The sequence below is a fragment of the Vreelandella venusta genome (genome assembly GCF_007989605.1).
Classification (GTDB): domain Bacteria; phylum Pseudomonadota; class Gammaproteobacteria; order Pseudomonadales; family Halomonadaceae; genus Vreelandella; species Vreelandella venusta.
In genome coordinates, this window is the sequence record NZ_BJUL01000028.1 from 11515 (window position 1) to 27147 (window position 15633).

Consider the following 15633-nt stretch of genomic DNA (forward strand, 5'->3'; position numbering starts at 1 on the left):
TGCATCCTAGTCGCTAGGTGACGACATCGTTGTGTGAATAGCTAAGTAGTTACGTAAATAGCTAACATGAGCCGAATTAAAGGCCGACCGTGGAATCTTTCATTAGCTCCAGCGCGGCGGAAAGAGGAGAATAACCTAAATTATCACGATGTTAACGCTTTACGAGGAAGTCCCATGAGCAGTCAAGAGCACCCGCTAGGTATTAGCTTTGAATTCTTTCCGCCCAGTACCGATGCAGGAAGAGAGAAGTTAATGCACGTGCGCGATGAACTGGCCGCTCGACAACCGCGCTTTTTCTCGGTCACTTATGGTGCTGGTGGTTCCACCCAAGCACGCACACGCGATATTGTGCGCACCGTTAGCCAGAGCGGCATTACGACCGCGCCACACCTTTCCTGCATTGGCAGTGAAAAAGCGCAACTGCGCGACCTGCTAGCGCAGTATCGTGAAGAGGGCGTCGACAGTTTAGTGGCGTTACGTGGTGACATGCCATCGGGCATGGGAAGCATTGGTGAGTTGCGCTACGCCAACGAACTGGTTGAGTTTATTCGCGAGGAAACCGGTGACCATTTTGATATTGCGGTGGCTGCCTATCCTGAATCTCATCCACAGGCACCCAACCTCGACAAGGATGTGGAAAACTTTGCCCGTAAAATGAAGGCTGGCGCCAACATGGCCATCACCCAGTACTTTTTTACCGCGGATGCCTACTTTCATTTTGTTGAAAAAGCCCGGGCATTAGGTGTCGAACAGCCGATTATTCCTGGCATTATGCCGATTACTAACTACACCAAATTAGCGCGTTTTTCAGACGCCTGTGGCGCAGAAATTCCCCGCTGGATTCGTAAGCAGCTGGAAGCTTATGGTGATGATAGTGACGCTATTGCCGCTTTTGGCACCGATGTGGTTAGTCGTTTGTGTGAGCGCTTACTCGATGGTGGTGCGCCTGGTCTACACTTCTACACGCTTAATCAGGCGGCACCCGTACTGAAAATTGTTGATAACCTGAGAGGCTAGAGCGCTCTTCCAAGGCCTAGCTTAGTGATCAAGAAGAACGCCCGTTCGAGAGTACTCGAACGGGCGTTTTCGTTGGGCTGCTAACGGCTAGTGGTTAAGTGAGTAGCCGGTTGTATCGTTATGTGGTGCTGGGTGTCGCCTTATTGCCATGCTGCTTACGCTGCATAATGAACAGCGCTGCGCCAATCGCAAGGCCAGCAATATCGCTGTAAATACCGCCGTAAATCATAAACAGCGCACCGACCAGCATAATCACACGCTGTAAGGTATTTACCGGCCCAAAGAACCATGCTTGCACCATGCCTGAAAGCAAGACGATCCCCAGTGTGGCGGTCACCCCGACGCGAAGTATCTGCATCGCGGAGCCTTCCATCAGCATCGCTGGGCTGTAGAAGAACATAAATGGCACGATAAACGCAGCAAGACCAATTTTGAACGAAGCGACCGATGTGCCCATGGGGTTATCCCCAGAAATACCGGCGGCGGCATAAGACGCTAACGCCACTGGCGGGGTAATGGCCGACACAACCGCGAAGTAGAACACGAAGAAGTGTGCGACAAGCGGTTCGATACCAATATTGATCAGGCCAGGTGCCACCACTGAAGCTGCTACCGCGTAGGCTGCTGTGGTCGGCATGCCCATGCCGAGCAGGATACTGATCAGCATGGCAAATACCAACGCCAATAGCTGGCTAACTCCGGCAAGGCCTAACAGCAGTGATGAGAAGCGCGCGCCGACGCCCGTCAGTGATATAACGCCAACAATAAGACCCGCGCAAGCACACACTGCGATGATCTGAATCGACATGACGCCCGCTAGTTGGAGGGCTCTTAAAATAGCCCGAATACCCATTTTATTGGGTGAGATCCAACTAACAACTGCCGCTGATGCGGTGGCTAGTGTACCGGCACGAATGACGGAGTAGCCCATAAAGAGAGCGACAATAAGAATGATGATTGGCGCGAATAGATAGACTTGTTTAACCAGCTTAGAGAACAGCGGGATTTCATCTTTACGCATACCACGCATGCCTTTACGCGCCGCTTCAAAATCCACCATAAAGTAGATAGAGGCGAAGTAAAGAATGGCTGGAATGACCGCTGCAATCGCAATTTCTGTATAAGGAATACCGGTGACTTCCGCCATGATAAAGGCGCCCGCCCCCATGATGGGCGGCATGATCTGTCCACCCGTAGACGCCGCTGCTTCAATGGCACCCGCACTGCGCGCCGGATAGCCGACTTTTTTCATCAGTGGGATGGTAAGCGAGCCAGTCGATACCACGTTACCCGCTGATGTGCCGTTGATCATACCCATTAGGCCTGAAGCAAAAATAGATACTTTCGCCGGGCCGCCACGGGCACGGCCAGCGGCTGCGAATGCGAAGTTGACGAAGTAGTCACCTACTTTCGAGGCCTGTAAAAACGCCGCGAAAATAATAAACAAAATGATATAAGTCGATGATACCGCCGTCGTTGGGCCAAGAATGCCCGCGTCGGTATAGACCTGACTGAAGAAGCGCTGCACAGACAAGCCTGGGTAGCCTAGGAAGCCGGGCAGGTGCTGGCCAGCAAAGACATAGACCAAGAAAACCGCTGAAATAACCACCAGTGCTAAACCCGCTACGCGACGAGTAAGCTCTAGAATCAGCAGTGAGCCCGCAATGGCCGCCCAGGAGATGCCGGGAGGAGCAAATGAGGTGCCTGTCGACATGCGCATATTGGTATTAAAGGCCATCAGCAAGTAAGCAGCGCTGGCGATGGCGCACACCATCAGAACGAGATCGGCGGGGTTAAAGCGATGGCGTGCTTGGCGATAGAACCACGAGAGAGCAATCGCTGCAGCCGTGGTGGCTATCAGTGGATAGCCGTAATGCAGTGTCTCAATACTGGGGTCGATGCGCATAGCACCGCCATTGAGTGTTTGCTGCATTAAACCGACTTGTACAAGTGCATAGATCGCAGGCGCTAGGAGCGCATAGCTGGCCCACTTGAGCCATGCCGGGGAGGCTTGCTGATCATCTTCTGCAAAACGAGCACCGGCAAACAGCCCATACCCTAAAATTAGCGCACCAGCGATATGTACAATGCGAAACGACCAGGTTTCCATTGGGTACACATTGAGCGAAAACAGATGGAAGCTTGAATAGCCAATCGCCAGTGCGGCAAACAAAAAGAACTGCCAACCAACAAACACGCGGCGATTGGACTCGACAACCTCTTCATCGACACCCTCAGCGATTGACTCGGGTATCGATGAAGCAGTTTGGGCATCATCCTTGAGGCCGTTGGGGTTTTGATCGGTATTGTGACTCATCAGAGGTCACCCTCACAGCAAAAGCAAAAAAGAGGCGGTAGCGAACGCTGCCCCGTCCGGCCGGCGGAAAACAGGGCAGCGTGAAGAGGGGCTTGGCTTAGTTGATCATGTCATCAGCAATGTCGTAGCCATTCTCTTCGTACCAGCGTGCGGCGCCCGGATGGAAGGGCAGCACATTGTTGTGGACGATGTTTTCTGGAATGGTGGTTTCAGCGCTGCGGTGTACTGAGCGCATACGCTCATTGTTTTCCATCGTGGCTTTGGTGACTTCATAGATAAAGTCTTCCGGCAGATCACAGCCCGCAATGGCGAAGTTCCACATAGAAACAGCGCGTGCGTCTTCTTCCAGTGTGGTGTAAGTGCTCGCTGGGATAGTGAATTCGGCAACCGGGAAGGCATCCAGAACGGTGGCCATCTCTTCTTCGGTAAACTCAATGATGTTTACATCGGTCTGCACTTCGAGCTGGCTAACGGCCGGAATCGGAATACCCGCTGCAAACGCGATCACATCCAGCAGGCCATCCTGCAGTTGACCGCCTAAGTCAGACCAGCCGCCATTACGACGATCAAACTCAACGCCCAGCGTTTCGAGGATAGCGGGGAAGTAAGTGTCTGATGTAGAAGCGGCTGGGCCGAAGCCGATGCGCGCGCCATCAGGAATATCTGAGATGGATTCAATGCCTGAGCTTGAAAGTGCGGCAATAGAGAAGGGTGTTTCATACATCGGGAACAGCGCGCATACGTTGTCCATTGCCAAGCCAGGCGCTAGTGGGCTTTCACCTTTAACCGCGTCTGATGCTGGGCCCATCGTCGTCAGGCCAAAGGCCATATCGCCGCTGTGTACGAGCGCTAGGTTTTGAGTCGGGCCGCCGGTGACTTCACCACCACCTGAAACATCCAGCTCATCAGCAATAAAGTTAGCCCAGCCTGAGCCATAAACGAAGTAGGTGCCGCCCTGACTTGCGGTACCGACAGTAAAGTTATCGGGCCATTCTGAGCGGTCTGCTTGGGCAGTGCCTGCTGCTAGAAGGGCACTACTGGCAAGAAGGGCGACGGTTTTAGGCATCATATTGCGCATGGCGAGATTTCCTAAGCTGTTATTGGGATTATCGTCTGGCGTGCTGGCACGGCCAGTGGCTTGAACGTTAAGCAATTTATATACAGCGATAGTCATGCCAATAGGCGGGGTAATTATTAAAATCAGCTACTTAAAGTTTTCTTATTCAACTTTGGTTGAAACGAAAAAAGCGTTGAGTGTCTGGGGTTTCGCACACCAAAGGCTGGTGGGTGTGTGGTTTTCCGCACACTTTTGGAAGTGAGGAGTGAGGAGTGAGGAGTGAAGAGTGAAGAGTGAGGAGCGAGGTAGCCTCCAGCGCGGTGGAGGCTTAAATTAAACGCGGTAGCATAACGGCTGGGGAAAGATGGTTAACGCTTAGGTTTACCGGGGTCGAGAATGCGTACTGGCTGTACATCCTGTGTTTTTTGCTCTTCGCGTACTTGGTTAACGCGAGTCGTTAGCTCTGGTGTCGCCTCATCTTCAATCGGCAACTGTTCGAAAAAATCGCAGTTAACGCATTCCCGGTAGCGAATGTTGTTTTGCTCCCAGGCGCGAATCCGATCCATGGCCGCGCAGCGTGGGCAGGTTACCCCAGCAATAAAGCGTTTCACGCTCGACATAACAGGCTCCAAGGGTGCGCTAACAAGGCTGATAGCGCACCCGGTGATAGTGAAAATAAATCTCAGGCTGCGCGAATACCGCTATGGCGTAATAAGGGCTCTACGCTTGGTTCGCGGCCTCGGAAAGCACGAAATAGCTCGGCGGCATCCCTCGCACCGCCGGGTTCCAAAATTTCCTGGCGGAAGCGTTGGCCCGTGTTAGGGTCAAAAATCCCTGCTTCTTCAAACGCGCTCCAAGCATCGGCAGAGAGCACTTCTGCCCACTTGTAGCTGTAATAGCCCGCCGCATAGCCGCCCGCAAAAATATGGCTAAAGCTGTTCTGGAAGCGGTTAAAGTCAACCGTCGGCACGACGGATGTGTGGCTACGGACGTCGTCCAGTAGTGTTTGAACGTCGCTGGCGCTAGGCGCTTCCAGCTCATGGTGTAGGCGCAAGTCGAATAATGAAAACTCTATTTGGCGCACCATCCCCATTGCAGACTGAAAGTTCTTGGCAGCCTGTAAACGTGCTAGCAGGTCAGCGGGCAGTGGTTCACCAGTATCGACGTGCTTGGCGATCAGGTCTAACCCTTCGCGTTCCCAGCAGTAGTTCTCCATGAATTGGCTAGGTAGTTCGACCGCATCCCAAGCAACACCGTTAATGCCAGAGATGTCGGCGATGTCCTGTTTGGTCAGCATGTGGTGCAAGCCGTGGCCGAACTCATGAAATAGCGTGGTGACTTCATCATGGGTTAGCAGAGCGGGCTTATCACCCACTGGGGCGGTGAAATTACAGGTTAGAAATGCCACTGGCAGCTGTAGGCCGTTTTCGGTTTGCCGACGTACTCGGCAATCGGCCATCCACGCGCCGCCACGCTTGTTTTCGCGAGCGTATAAATCCAAATAGAAGCCGGCGATCGGTTTACCGTGTTCGGTAATACGGAAGTATTGAACATCGTTGTGATAGCTGGGCGCATCAGGGCCTGCTTCTACGCAAACACCGTAAAGACGCTCGACTACCTGGAACAGCCCATCTATCACCTGTGGCGCAGGAAAGTAAGGACGAAGCTGCTCTTGTGAGATGGCGTGGCGGGCTTCGCGCAGCTTTTCGCTGGCATAGGCCACATCCCACGGCTCAAGCGTTTCAATCCCTAATGTTTCACGGGCATAGTCGCTGAGCTCCGCGACTTCTTCCTTGGCCTGGGGAACGGCGCGGCGAGCTAGATCATTCAAAAACTCAAGCACCTGTTCGGGGGAGTCGGCCATCTTAGTGGCGAGCGAGTAATCGGCGTAGGTCTTAAAGCCAAGCAGGTGGGCAAGCTCTTGACGGAGCGCCAAAATCTCTTCAAGAACGGGCGCGTTATCGAACTGACCTGTGTCTGGACCTTGATCTGAAGCACGCGTGACAAACGCGGTGTATACCTCGCGTCGTAATTCTCGGTTATCGGCATAGCTGATAATGGGGAAAAAGCTCGGAAAATCGAGAGTGATGCGGTACCCCTCGACGCCTTTTGCCTGGGCAGTGGCTTTTAGCGTATCAAGCGCGCTTTCCGGTACCCCGGCAAGTTCATCAAGGTGGCCAATATCTTTATGCCAAGCTTGGGTAGCATCGAGCACATTGTTTGAAAACTGATTGGATAGGCCGGAGAGGCGCGCTTGAATCTCGCCATAACGAGCCTTTTTGTCAGCAGGTAAATCGACGCCAGCTAAGCGGAAATCACGTAAAGCGTTTTCTACTGTGCGCTGCTGAGCAGGCGTTAGCGTTGCCCATTCATCACCCTGCTTAAGCGCTTGCCAGCCTGTAAAGAGACCTTCGTGTTGTCCCATCCAAGTGCTAAACGCCGAGAGCTTTTCCAAACATGCTTGATAGGCTTCCCGCAGCTCGGCTGTGTTCATCGTGCCGTTGAGATGCGAGATGGGCGACCACGCCTGGGTAAGCCGGTCATTAACAGCCTCTAGCGGCGCGGCAAAGTTATCCCAACGCGGTGGCGCTGTAGCGGCCTGTTGAGCGAGTCGCTCGATGACTTCTCGGCTTTCATTCAGCAATGTTTCTACCGCAGGCACGACGTGTTCGGCGCGAATGTCAGCGAAAGGGGGAAGCTCATGCGGCTCTAGCAACGGATTGCGGGACATAGGCACCTCGTAGCCATTAATTTTTTAACTCGCAACGTTTTTAATACGTTAGGGGCGTATAAAAACGCAATAATAATGACACAGTGCGGGCGGTGGGGCCGTGTTTCAATGTTTGGGCTTAATACGGTGGCTTGAACCAGGGTTTGGCCTGAGCGTAAGCGCCTGCTAGTCTTGCCGCTTTTTAGTGTCGCCAACTAGTGCCACCAATGGCAGGAGCAAGTGATGAGTGAAACGCTGGAGCGCTGGGGGTCAAAGCGAGCCTTTATCTTAGCGGTAACGGGAGCTGCAGTTGGGCTGGGTAATATTTGGCGTTTCCCGTACGTTGCAGGCGAGAACGGTGGCGCGGCATTTTTATTAATCTATGTAGCGTTTGTACTGCTGTTAGGTATTCCGGTAATGATGGCCGAGATTTTAATTGGTCGGGCAGGGCGCCGTGGTCCAATGCAAGCGCTAAGTAAGCTAGCCGTTGATGCAGGCGCTTCTCGACACTGGCGCTGGCTAGGGCTGTTTGGTGCATTCACTGTCTTCTGTATTTTATCGTTCTACTCGGTAGTGTCAGGTTGGTCGATTGAGTTTTTAGTCGCTTCCATCAACGGGGATTTCGATGGCGCAAGCGCAGCAGAAATAGGCGCGGGTTTCGAGGCGTTTCTGGCCAACCCTGGCCTGTTGATTTTTAACCACTCGTTGTTCCTATTTATGACCATGACGGTGGTGGCAGCAGGCGTTGCTAAAGGCCTAGAGAGGTTGAACAACCTATTAATGCCGCTGCTGTACGGTTTACTGTTGCTACTGGCTGGTTATGCCACAACCACTGACGGATTTGGCACAGCCCTTTCATGGCTGTTTTTACCGTCGTTTGGCGATGTAACGGCCTCAGTGGTGTTGCATGCCATGGGGCATGCATTTTTTACCCTGGCAGTAGGGGCCTGTGCGCTCATGGCTTATGGGGCTTATATGCCTGATGAGCAGAGCCTGCCAAAAGCTGCGTTTGCAGTTGCCATGCTCGATATCAGCGTTGCCTTGTTAGCAGGGATTGCGATCTTTTCGGTGGTATTTGCCCAAGGTATGGACCCTGCCGACGGTCCAGGGTTGATGTTTGTGACGCTGCCTATTGCTTTTTCTGAGCTGCCTTGGGGAGCGTTTTGGTTAAGTGTGTTCTTTTTGTTGCTCTTATTGGCTACCTGGACCTCTGCGATTAACCTCGCTGAACCCATGGTGGCGACGTTGCAAGGGCTTGGGTGGCGGCGCAGTGTGTCAACGGCCGTCGTAGCGCTGAGTGTATGGTTGTTGGGGCTGCTTTCGGCGTTTTCGTTTTCTACTCTCGCCGACGTTAGGCCCTTGTTTGGACGCAATGTTTTTGAGCTAGTCAGTAGTATTCCGCCTGATATCTTCCTGCCTTTGGGTGGATTGTTAATTGCGGTCTTTGCTGCTTGGGTAATGCCCCGCGAGCAGGTTGTACAAGCATTGGGTGTTGGGGAGAGTGGCTATGTACTCTGGCGTAATATTGTACGCTGGGTGTCGATTCCGCTGACGTTTATTGTTTTGCTCGGCGGGTTGCTATAGTCCATGAATATTTGAATCCAATAGCGTTAAGCAGGAGTGTGCAATGAGCAATGCCCTACGACCCTTTCAAGGTATTTCGCCTCGCCTTGGCGAGCGGGTTTATATCGACCCCGCTAGCGTGGTGATTGGTGATGTAGAGCTGGGCGATGACTGTTCGGTGTGGCCGATGACGGTGATTCGGGGTGATATGCATCGGATCCGCATCGGCGCTCGTACTAGCGTGCAGGATGGCAGCGTGCTGCATATTACCCATGCCAGCGATTTCAATCCTGATGGCTTTCCACTGACGATTGGTGATGATGTCACCATTGGCCATAAAGCGATTTTGCATGGCTGTACGCTGGGTAGCCGAATTTTGGTGGGGATGGGGGCAATTGTGATGGATGGGGCGATTGTCGAGGATGAGGTGATTATTGCTGCTGGTGCGGTAGTAACGCCGGGGAAACGCCTGGAAAGTGGCCATGTATATGCTGGAAACCCGGCGAAAGCATTACGCCCGCTGAAAGATAAAGAGCGCGCTTTCTTTCCTTACACGGCAGGTAACTACGTTAAGTTAAAAGATCAGTTTCTTGCTCAGTAAATTTCCTAATGTAGGTGCTAAGCAGTTGGCCTAACACTCTTTTTTCTTAAATAGTCATGTTGCGGCAGCCAAAAGTCTGGTAATTTATCCAGTTTTCTAGGAATGCCGCGCTATGGCGAATTTTCGCACGCACATTACGGTAGCAGCAGCAGGCGGCGTGCTAATGGCTTATGTTGGCTGGCAGGCTGAGTGGTGGCCAGTGACTCAGGCGCTATTAATTATTGCCCTGGTAGCCTTTGGCGGTATTTTGCCTGATATAGATGCAGACCGATCTCGCTCTATTCGATTGATTTTTAACCTTTTATCGGTGCCTTCGCTGGTGATTGGTGTGTTGTTGTTGCAGCCCTGGTTAACACCCGGTTTGTTGCTGGTGGCGTGTGGCGGCATTTACGTTAGCGTACGTTATTTGGCGGCAGTGGTGTTTGCACGGCTAACGGTTCATCGGGGTATTTGGCACTCATTGATGGCGGCTGTGCTGTGCGCGCTGGTGACAGCAGCGTTTAGTTTTCATTTACTGGCACAGCCGGCTTGGCTGGCCTGGTGTCATAGTGCAGCAGTAATGCTGGGGTTTATCATTCATTTGAGCCTGGACGAGCTTTTCAGCGTGGACCTAGAGGGGGCGCGGTTAAAGCGCTCTTTTGGTACCGCGCTAAAGCTGGGCGATGGTCGTCGCCCACTCTCGAATGTTTTTATGCTGATTGCGCTATTTACCCTGGTTCCCTGGGTGCCGCCGTGGGACGTGTTGGTTGAGTTATTTCATCAAGGATCGCTGCTATGGCGATAATCGTCTGCGCTTAAGCTGTGTTTTTTGAGCTTGTCGTAGAAAGTTTTGCGGGGTATGCCCAGATGACGGCACACGTCGGTGACACGCCCATGATGGCGGGACAGTGATTGGCTAATAAGGCTCTTTTCAAATAGCTCTACTTGGCGCGGCAACGTTGGCTCTTCGGTGTCGGCGTTGGCCCCTTCCAGTAATGCATCCAAGCGATAGTCAAAGGCTGCTCCCAGTAATACATAACGCTCTGCGAGGTTGCGTAGTTCGCGAACATTACCAGGCCAGTCGTGAGCCAGTAGTGCGGCTATCGAATGGCTGTCCAAGGTGGGGGCTTCTAAGCCGCTACGGTTGGCAGCGACCACGGCGAAATGCTGGAACAGCAGTGGAATGTCCTCACGCCGTTCGCGTAGCGCGGGCAGTGGCAGGGTAACCACGTTGAGTCGATAGTAGAGATCTTCGCGAAAGCTACCCTCTTCAGCAGCGACTTTGAGATCCACTTTGGTGGCGGCAATCACTCGTATATTGAGTGGTACTGTCTCGTTGGCGCCAAGGCGTTCGATGCTGCGCTCCTGCAATACGCGCAACAGCTTAACCTGAAGTGCCAATGGCATTGATTCGATCTCATCCAGGAACACGGTGCCACCATTGGCATGTTCAAACTTACCAATTCGCCGTTCTACAGCGCCGGTAAAGGCGCCTTTCTCATGGCCAAATAGTTCCGACTCTATGGTGTTTTCTGGCACTGCGCCGCAGTTGATCGCCATAAACGGGCTATTGCGCCGGGCGCTGCGTTCATGAATGGCACGGGCGACAAGGTCCTTTCCGGTGCCGGTTTCGCCAAATAGCAGTACATCAGCCTCTACTTGACTAATGCGCTGAATCATTGCCGCCAGACGAGAAATCACCGGTGTGCGGCCCACAAGGCGTGGGCCAAGGGCCGCTTGCTGGACCTCAAGCTCGGCTTTTAAGCGTAAGTTTTCCAGGCTTAGCTGGCGCTTTTCGATCCCTCGTCTCACGACATCGAGTAGCTGATCCCCAGCAAAAGGCTTTTCCAGAAAATCCCAAGCACCTGCGCGCATCGCCTCGACCGCGGTTGAGATGTCACCGTGGCCAGTGATTAAGATAATCGGCAGTGTGGCATCACGGCTGTGTAATTCATGCAGTAGTGCCATACCGTCCATGCCAGGCATACGAATATCACTGACGATTACACCGGGAAAATTTGCTGGTAGTGCCTCAAGCGCTTGTTCTGCAGACTCAAAACAGTGAGGCGTGTAGCCTGCGAGTTCGAGTGTTTGGCTGGCGGTGATACGCAGATGTGGTTCGTCGTCGATCACCATGACCGGCAGCGTCGACGGCTCATGCATGGTTGTTATTCTCCTTGACTGAGTAGGGCGGCAGTACGTTAGGTGTTGTTGAGCAGGGTAGCGTAATGATGAAGCGCGCTCCGCCAGTGGGCTGATTTGCTACCAGCAGTTTGCCGCCCAGATCCTCCATAATACGTGAGGAAATCGAAAGTCCTAGCCCTAATCCGCTACCGGGTGCTTTGGTGGTGAAGAAGGGTTCAAAAATCTGACCCAAGTGGTTTTCCGAGACACCAGGGCCATTATCGGCAACGCTGATCATCACTTGCTGTTGTGCGATTTCGACACTTAGCGTCAGCATGGGAGACGCTACCTCTTTCATTGCCTGTAACGCGTTACTGATCAGGTTCACCAGTACTTGCTCTAAGCGGACTAAATCACCCTCAACCCAAAGCGTTTCCTCGGGCCATTGTTGGACCACCTTGATGCCATCATCGCGTAAGCGGCTGTGAAATAAACGCAAGGCGTACTCAATACAAGCTTGCACAGAGATTGTTTCCTGGCGCTCACTGCTTTTACGAGAAAACTGGCGCAACTGGGCGCTAATATCGGCCATGCGCTGGGTAAGCTCGACAATTTGCGCTAGGTTGGCGTCTGCTTTATCTAACTGCGCCAGTTCAATAAACCGTCGGCCATTTTCAGCGTAGGCGCGAATAGCCGCTAAGGGCTGATTTAGCTCGTGATTAATACCGGCAGCCAATTGGCCCAGTACCGCAAGCTTTGCCGCTTGGATCAGCTCATCTTGGGTTTGGCGTAAACTCGCTTCTGCGCGCCGTCGCTCCTCTATTTCACCAGAGAGCCGCTGATTACTGGCGACTAAATCACGTGTTCTTCGTTCTACGCTAACCTCTAGCTCATCGCGTACCCTGGCTAGGGTTTGCCGTTCGCGTTCTGCAAATGCTTCGCGCTCTCGGCGTAAACGCAAGCGTTGCCAACCAATGCCTCCGCCCAGGGCCACCACGCCATATAAGCCTCCCGCCATCAATGCCGCAATCCACTGGGCATTCACCACGGGGGTGAGTGGTTTTAAAATATGCATTTGCCAGCCAAACTCTGGAATGGGGCGCGTAAGGCTTAAATAGTGCCCACCGATTAGTGGGCCGCTAGTGAAGCTAACGAGATAGCTATCTGACCCGTAAGGGGCTTCAAGCTCAATGCCGGAAGGCGTTAAAGGCTCCATCGCATAGCGCCGGGTTGCCCGGAGGGTGTCACGTTGGTCGTCAGTGAGAGGATGGAGGGCATTCATGCGTAGCTCAGGGTGGCTGGCCATAAAGATAATATTGTCGCTATCGGTGACAAACAGCTCAGCATCCTGTTCCGCCCAGCCCTCTTCAACATCGTCGAGCAACACTTTAACGACGATAACGCCGTCTGGCTTTGCATCGGGCGAGGTGTCGTCAAGCCACACCGGCGCAGAAAAGTAGTAACCACGCTCAAGCGACTGTACGCCTAAACCAAAGAAACGCCCCTGCCCCCCAGTAATAGCGTCGGTGTAATAGCTGCGAAACGCGTAGTTTTGACCAATAAATGTATTGGGGCGGTGCCAGTTGCTGGCAGCGATGGTATCGGCGTCACGGTTAAGCAAATAGACATCAGAGACCCCAGAAGTAAAGCGAAAACGATCAAGCAGTAAGTTGAGCGGCATGGGGTCTTGGCTGTCAGGGGAGTCTAAAAAACGTTGTACGCCTTCCCTGGTCGCCAGCATTTGTGGCAAATAATCATAACGCAGCAGGTAACCGTTTAAGTTGGCGGCAGAAAGTCGTAGCTCGTTTTCGGCATCGTCTTGTAAGTTTGATAGCGCTTGCTCGCGGGCGAGTTGAGCGGCTTGCCACATGCATAGTATTAGTCCTAGCGGAATCGCGATCAGCCAGATTAGCCGCCAGCGATAGGCTGAAAGGCGAGATAAGCGACTCATGCGGGTGTGCTACTGGTACCTTGGGCACGACGCAATGCTCGCTGGGCGCGGGTTTCCGCTCTGGCCATCTCGAGAAGACCTTCCTCAACGTACACTAGGTGTTCGTGCGCTCGGCTGCGGGCATCTTCAGCACGGCCTTCTAAAATCGCATCTAACAGGGCGCGGTGTTGCTTCATTAACTGCGAGCGCGAGTCGGGCTTTGCAAAAAGATGGGCGAGGTTATCAACGATACTCTGCTCTAATAGATGAAAAATTCCTCGAATAGTGTGTAGTAACAGTACGTTATGAGCAGCTTCTGCAATAGCGAGGTGGAAGGCAGCATCTAGCTTTGCCTCCTGGGCGGGGTTGGCACCCACAAATCCACCGTCAAGTTCTTCAAAGCGCTGGATTAATACCGCTTTGTCCGCCGGTGTGGAGCGTAACGCGGCGTAATAAGCCGAAATGCCTTCCATCGCATCGCGAAATTCAAGCAAATCCAAATGAAACTCTTTGTGTCGGGAAAGCATTTCCAATAAAGGATCGGTATAGCCGCTGTTTAGCGTTTCATTCACGAAGGTACCACCCCCCTGGCGGCTATTAAGCAGGCCCCGTGCGGCAAGCTTTTGAATAGCCTCACGAAGAGAAGGGCGCGACACGCCAAACTGTTCAGCAAGCTCTCTTTCCGGGGGCAAGCGCTGGCCAGGCTTGAGGCTACCTTCAAGAATCATGGCCTCAAGGCGCTCGGTAATTACATCAGCCAAGCGCTGCTGACGGAGCGGTGGATAAGTCATTAGCGCACATCCTCATAATTGGTAAGACCAATGATAGGGGCTTTAATGGTTTGCCTCAATAGCAAAAGCTTAGCAAATGGTTGGCTGTTCACACTGTTTATTTGGTTTTTAACTAAAGTATATGGCTAAAACACGTCATAGTGCGCGATGCGTGTTTGACACGCTCTCTGTGCCTCATTACTGTTGATACTCATTGTTTGTAAATTGGTAAAACCAATTTTTCTGGGGCGCTTAATACTGACGCTTCGATGACCGTTTATAGATAGTACTTATAAGTAGTGCATCTATTTATTGCATAGGGCCTGCCATGATCATTTCATCACCGACGGACTACCGCCAAGCTGCCAAGCGTCGCATCCCCCCGTTTCTGTTTCACTATGCTGATGGCGGGGCATACGCAGAGCATACGTTGCGGCGCAATGTTGAAGACTTGGCGGGTGTCGCGTTGCGGCAGCGGGTGTTGAAAGATATGTCGTCGCTATCGCTAGAAACTGAACTGTTCGGTGAAAAGATGGCAATGCCTCTTGCCTTGGCGCCGGTGGGGTTGGCAGGCATGTACGCTAGGCGCGGCGAAGTTCAGGCGGCACGCGCAGCGACCAAGAAGGGCATACCGTTTACGTTATCGACGGTATCCGTATGCTCTATTGCTGAAGTGGCAGCAGCAGTTGAGCGACCCATCTGGTTTCAGCTTTATGTATTGAAGGATAGGGGGTTTATGAAGCACGTGCTTGAGCGTGCTAAGGCGGCAGGGGTTAAAACATTAGTCTTCACCGTTGATATGCCTGTACCTGGAGCGCGTTATCGCGATGCCCATTCAGGCATGAGCGGTAAAAGCGGGCCTATGAGGCGTATGCTTCAAGCTGCGTTGCACCCTCTTTGGGCTTGGGATGTCGGTGTGCATGGTCGCCCGCATGATCTAGGTAACGTGTCTGATTATCGTGGTCAGCCGACGGAACTTGAGGATTATATTGCTTGGCTTGGCGATAACTTTGATCCCTCTATTTCCTGGAAAGATTTGGATTGGATTCGTGAGCAGTGGGACGGCCCAATGGTTATTAAGGGCATACTGGATGCTGAAGACGCCCGTGATGCAGTCCGCTTTGGGGCTGACGGTATTGTAGTTTCAAATCACGGTGGCCGTCAGTTGGATGGCGTGCCTTCTAGCGCACGTGCCCTGCCCGCTATTGCCGATGCAGTTAAGGATGACCTGGCCATCCTGGCAGATTCTGGTGTGCGTAATGGGTTGGATGTAGTAAGGGTGATTGCCATGGGCGCAGATACAGCATTGATTGGTCGCGCCTTTATCTATGCGCTTGCAGCAGCAGGTGAAGCGGGAGTTGCTAACCTGCTTGAGCTTTTTGAAAAAGAGATGAAAGTGGCGATGACGCTCACTGGGGCGCGAACCATTGCCGATCTCAGCACCGAATCATTAGTGCCTGACGCAATTCCTACGCTTGCTTAAATAGAGAGGGTGGTGCTGCGGTATATGGGGTAATAGACGAATGTTGGCGTTTTTTTACAAAAGTCCTTGCCAAGACGGCAGC

12 protein-coding genes are annotated in these 15633 nt (G+C 52.8%); 5 read left to right on the top strand and 7 right to left on the bottom strand.

Translation table 11 applies throughout. The features are described from left to right. The first annotated feature begins 174 nt into the window (after window positions 1-174). Window positions 175-1017 carry a methylenetetrahydrofolate reductase [NAD(P)H] gene (metF, locus tag HVE01_RS18510; protein WP_146945322.1) on the top strand — a complete coding sequence of 281 codons (843 nt, stop codon included), beginning with the start codon at window positions 175-177 and terminating at the stop codon, window positions 1015-1017. Window positions 1018-1135: 118 nt separating this feature from the next. Here metF and HVE01_RS18515 read toward each other — a convergent pair whose 3' ends face one another. From HVE01_RS18515 to prlC, 4 genes are all read right to left on the bottom strand, one after another. Next, window positions 1136-3334 (bottom strand): TRAP transporter permease, encoded by a 2199-nt coding sequence (locus tag HVE01_RS18515; RefSeq protein WP_125744749.1) that lies wholly within the window; start codon window positions 3332-3334, stop codon window positions 1136-1138. A 97-nt stretch (window positions 3335-3431) separates the two neighbouring features. Next, window positions 3432-4412 carry a TAXI family TRAP transporter solute-binding subunit gene (locus HVE01_RS18520; protein ID WP_125744751.1) on the bottom strand — a complete coding sequence of 327 codons (981 nt, stop codon included), beginning with the start codon at window positions 4410-4412 and terminating at the stop codon, window positions 3432-3434. A 347-nt stretch (window positions 4413-4759) separates the two neighbouring features. Further along, window positions 4760-5011 (bottom strand): YheV family putative zinc ribbon protein, encoded by a 252-nt coding sequence (locus HVE01_RS18525; RefSeq protein ID WP_125744753.1) that lies wholly within the window; start codon window positions 5009-5011, stop codon window positions 4760-4762. Window positions 5012-5073: 62 nt separating this feature from the next. After that, window positions 5074-7122 carry an oligopeptidase A gene (gene prlC / locus HVE01_RS18530; protein WP_146945323.1) on the bottom strand — a complete coding sequence of 683 codons (2049 nt, stop codon included), beginning with the start codon at window positions 7120-7122 and terminating at the stop codon, window positions 5074-5076. Between the two features lie 222 nt (window positions 7123-7344). On the opposite strand from prlC, the gene HVE01_RS18535 reads away from it, so the two are divergent. From HVE01_RS18535 to HVE01_RS18545, 3 genes are all read left to right on the top strand, one after another. Beyond that, a complete protein-coding gene (locus HVE01_RS18535; RefSeq protein WP_125744757.1) occupies window positions 7345-8685 on the top strand; it encodes a sodium-dependent transporter in 1341 nt (446 codons plus the stop codon). 43 nt (window positions 8686-8728) lie between these two features. Beyond that, the gene (locus HVE01_RS18540; protein ID WP_038480096.1) at window positions 8729-9265 is read left to right on the top strand and encodes a gamma carbonic anhydrase family protein; all 537 of its coding nucleotides are present in this window, start codon (window positions 8729-8731) and stop codon (window positions 9263-9265) included. Between the two features lie 112 nt (window positions 9266-9377). Beyond that, the gene (locus HVE01_RS18545) at window positions 9378-10049 is read left to right on the top strand and encodes a metal-dependent hydrolase (protein ID WP_146945324.1); all 672 of its coding nucleotides are present in this window, start codon (window positions 9378-9380) and stop codon (window positions 10047-10049) included. Here the strand turns inward: HVE01_RS18545 and HVE01_RS18550 are convergent. From HVE01_RS18550 to HVE01_RS18560, 3 genes are read right to left on the bottom strand one after another with little or no spacing between them, the layout of a single operon-like run. Then, complete coding sequence (locus tag HVE01_RS18550; protein WP_146945325.1) at window positions 10025-11407, bottom strand: sigma-54-dependent transcriptional regulator; 1383 nt, start codon at window positions 11405-11407, stop codon at window positions 10025-10027. The genes HVE01_RS18545 and HVE01_RS18550 overlap by 25 nt on opposite strands. Beyond that, window positions 11400-13319: a sensor histidine kinase gene (locus tag HVE01_RS18555; RefSeq protein ID WP_146945326.1), complete on the bottom strand. Its 1920-nt coding sequence runs from the start codon at window positions 13317-13319 to the stop codon at window positions 11400-11402. The genes HVE01_RS18550 and HVE01_RS18555 overlap by 8 nt, the downstream gene beginning before the upstream one ends. Beyond that, window positions 13316-14089, bottom strand: a complete 774-nt coding sequence (locus HVE01_RS18560) for a GntR family transcriptional regulator (protein WP_125744767.1) — start codon at window positions 14087-14089, stop codon at window positions 13316-13318. Before HVE01_RS18560 ends, HVE01_RS18555 begins: the two co-directional genes overlap by 4 nt. Window positions 14090-14396: 307 nt before the next feature. Here HVE01_RS18560 and lldD point away from each other — a divergent pair, with 307 nt between their 5' ends. Beyond that, window positions 14397-15551, top strand: coding sequence for an FMN-dependent L-lactate dehydrogenase LldD (lldD, locus tag HVE01_RS18565; protein WP_146945327.1), 1155 nt, complete (start codon window positions 14397-14399; stop codon window positions 15549-15551). The last annotated feature ends 82 nt before the right edge of the window (window positions 15552-15633 follow it).

Coding starts and splice junctions, on each gene's coding strand:
- HVE01_RS18550 (WP_146945325.1), bottom strand. CDS start 11,407: ATGCATGAGCCGTCGACGCTGCCGGTCATGGTGATCGACGACGAACCA.
- HVE01_RS18515 (WP_125744749.1), bottom strand. CDS start 3,334: ATGAGTCACAATACCGATCAAAACCCCAACGGCCTCAAGGATGATGCC.
- HVE01_RS18525 (WP_125744753.1), bottom strand. CDS start 5,011: ATGTCGAGCGTGAAACGCTTTATTGCTGGGGTAACCTGCCCACGCTGC.
- HVE01_RS18555 (WP_146945326.1), bottom strand. CDS start 13,319: ATGAGTCGCTTATCTCGCCTTTCAGCCTATCGCTGGCGGCTAATCTGG.
- HVE01_RS18520 (WP_125744751.1), bottom strand. CDS start 4,412: ATGCGCAATATGATGCCTAAAACCGTCGCCCTTCTTGCCAGTAGTGCC.
- HVE01_RS18560 (WP_125744767.1), bottom strand. CDS start 14,089: ATGACTTATCCACCGCTCCGTCAGCAGCGCTTGGCTGATGTAATTACC.
- prlC (WP_146945323.1), bottom strand. CDS start 7,122: ATGTCCCGCAATCCGTTGCTAGAGCCGCATGAGCTTCCCCCTTTCGCT.
- metF (WP_146945322.1), top strand. CDS start 175: ATGAGCAGTCAAGAGCACCCGCTAGGTATTAGCTTTGAATTCTTTCCG.
- HVE01_RS18545 (WP_146945324.1), top strand. CDS start 9,378: ATGGCGAATTTTCGCACGCACATTACGGTAGCAGCAGCAGGCGGCGTG.
- HVE01_RS18535 (WP_125744757.1), top strand. CDS start 7,345: ATGAGTGAAACGCTGGAGCGCTGGGGGTCAAAGCGAGCCTTTATCTTA.
- HVE01_RS18540 (WP_038480096.1), top strand. CDS start 8,729: ATGAGCAATGCCCTACGACCCTTTCAAGGTATTTCGCCTCGCCTTGGC.
- lldD (WP_146945327.1), top strand. CDS start 14,397: ATGATCATTTCATCACCGACGGACTACCGCCAAGCTGCCAAGCGTCGC.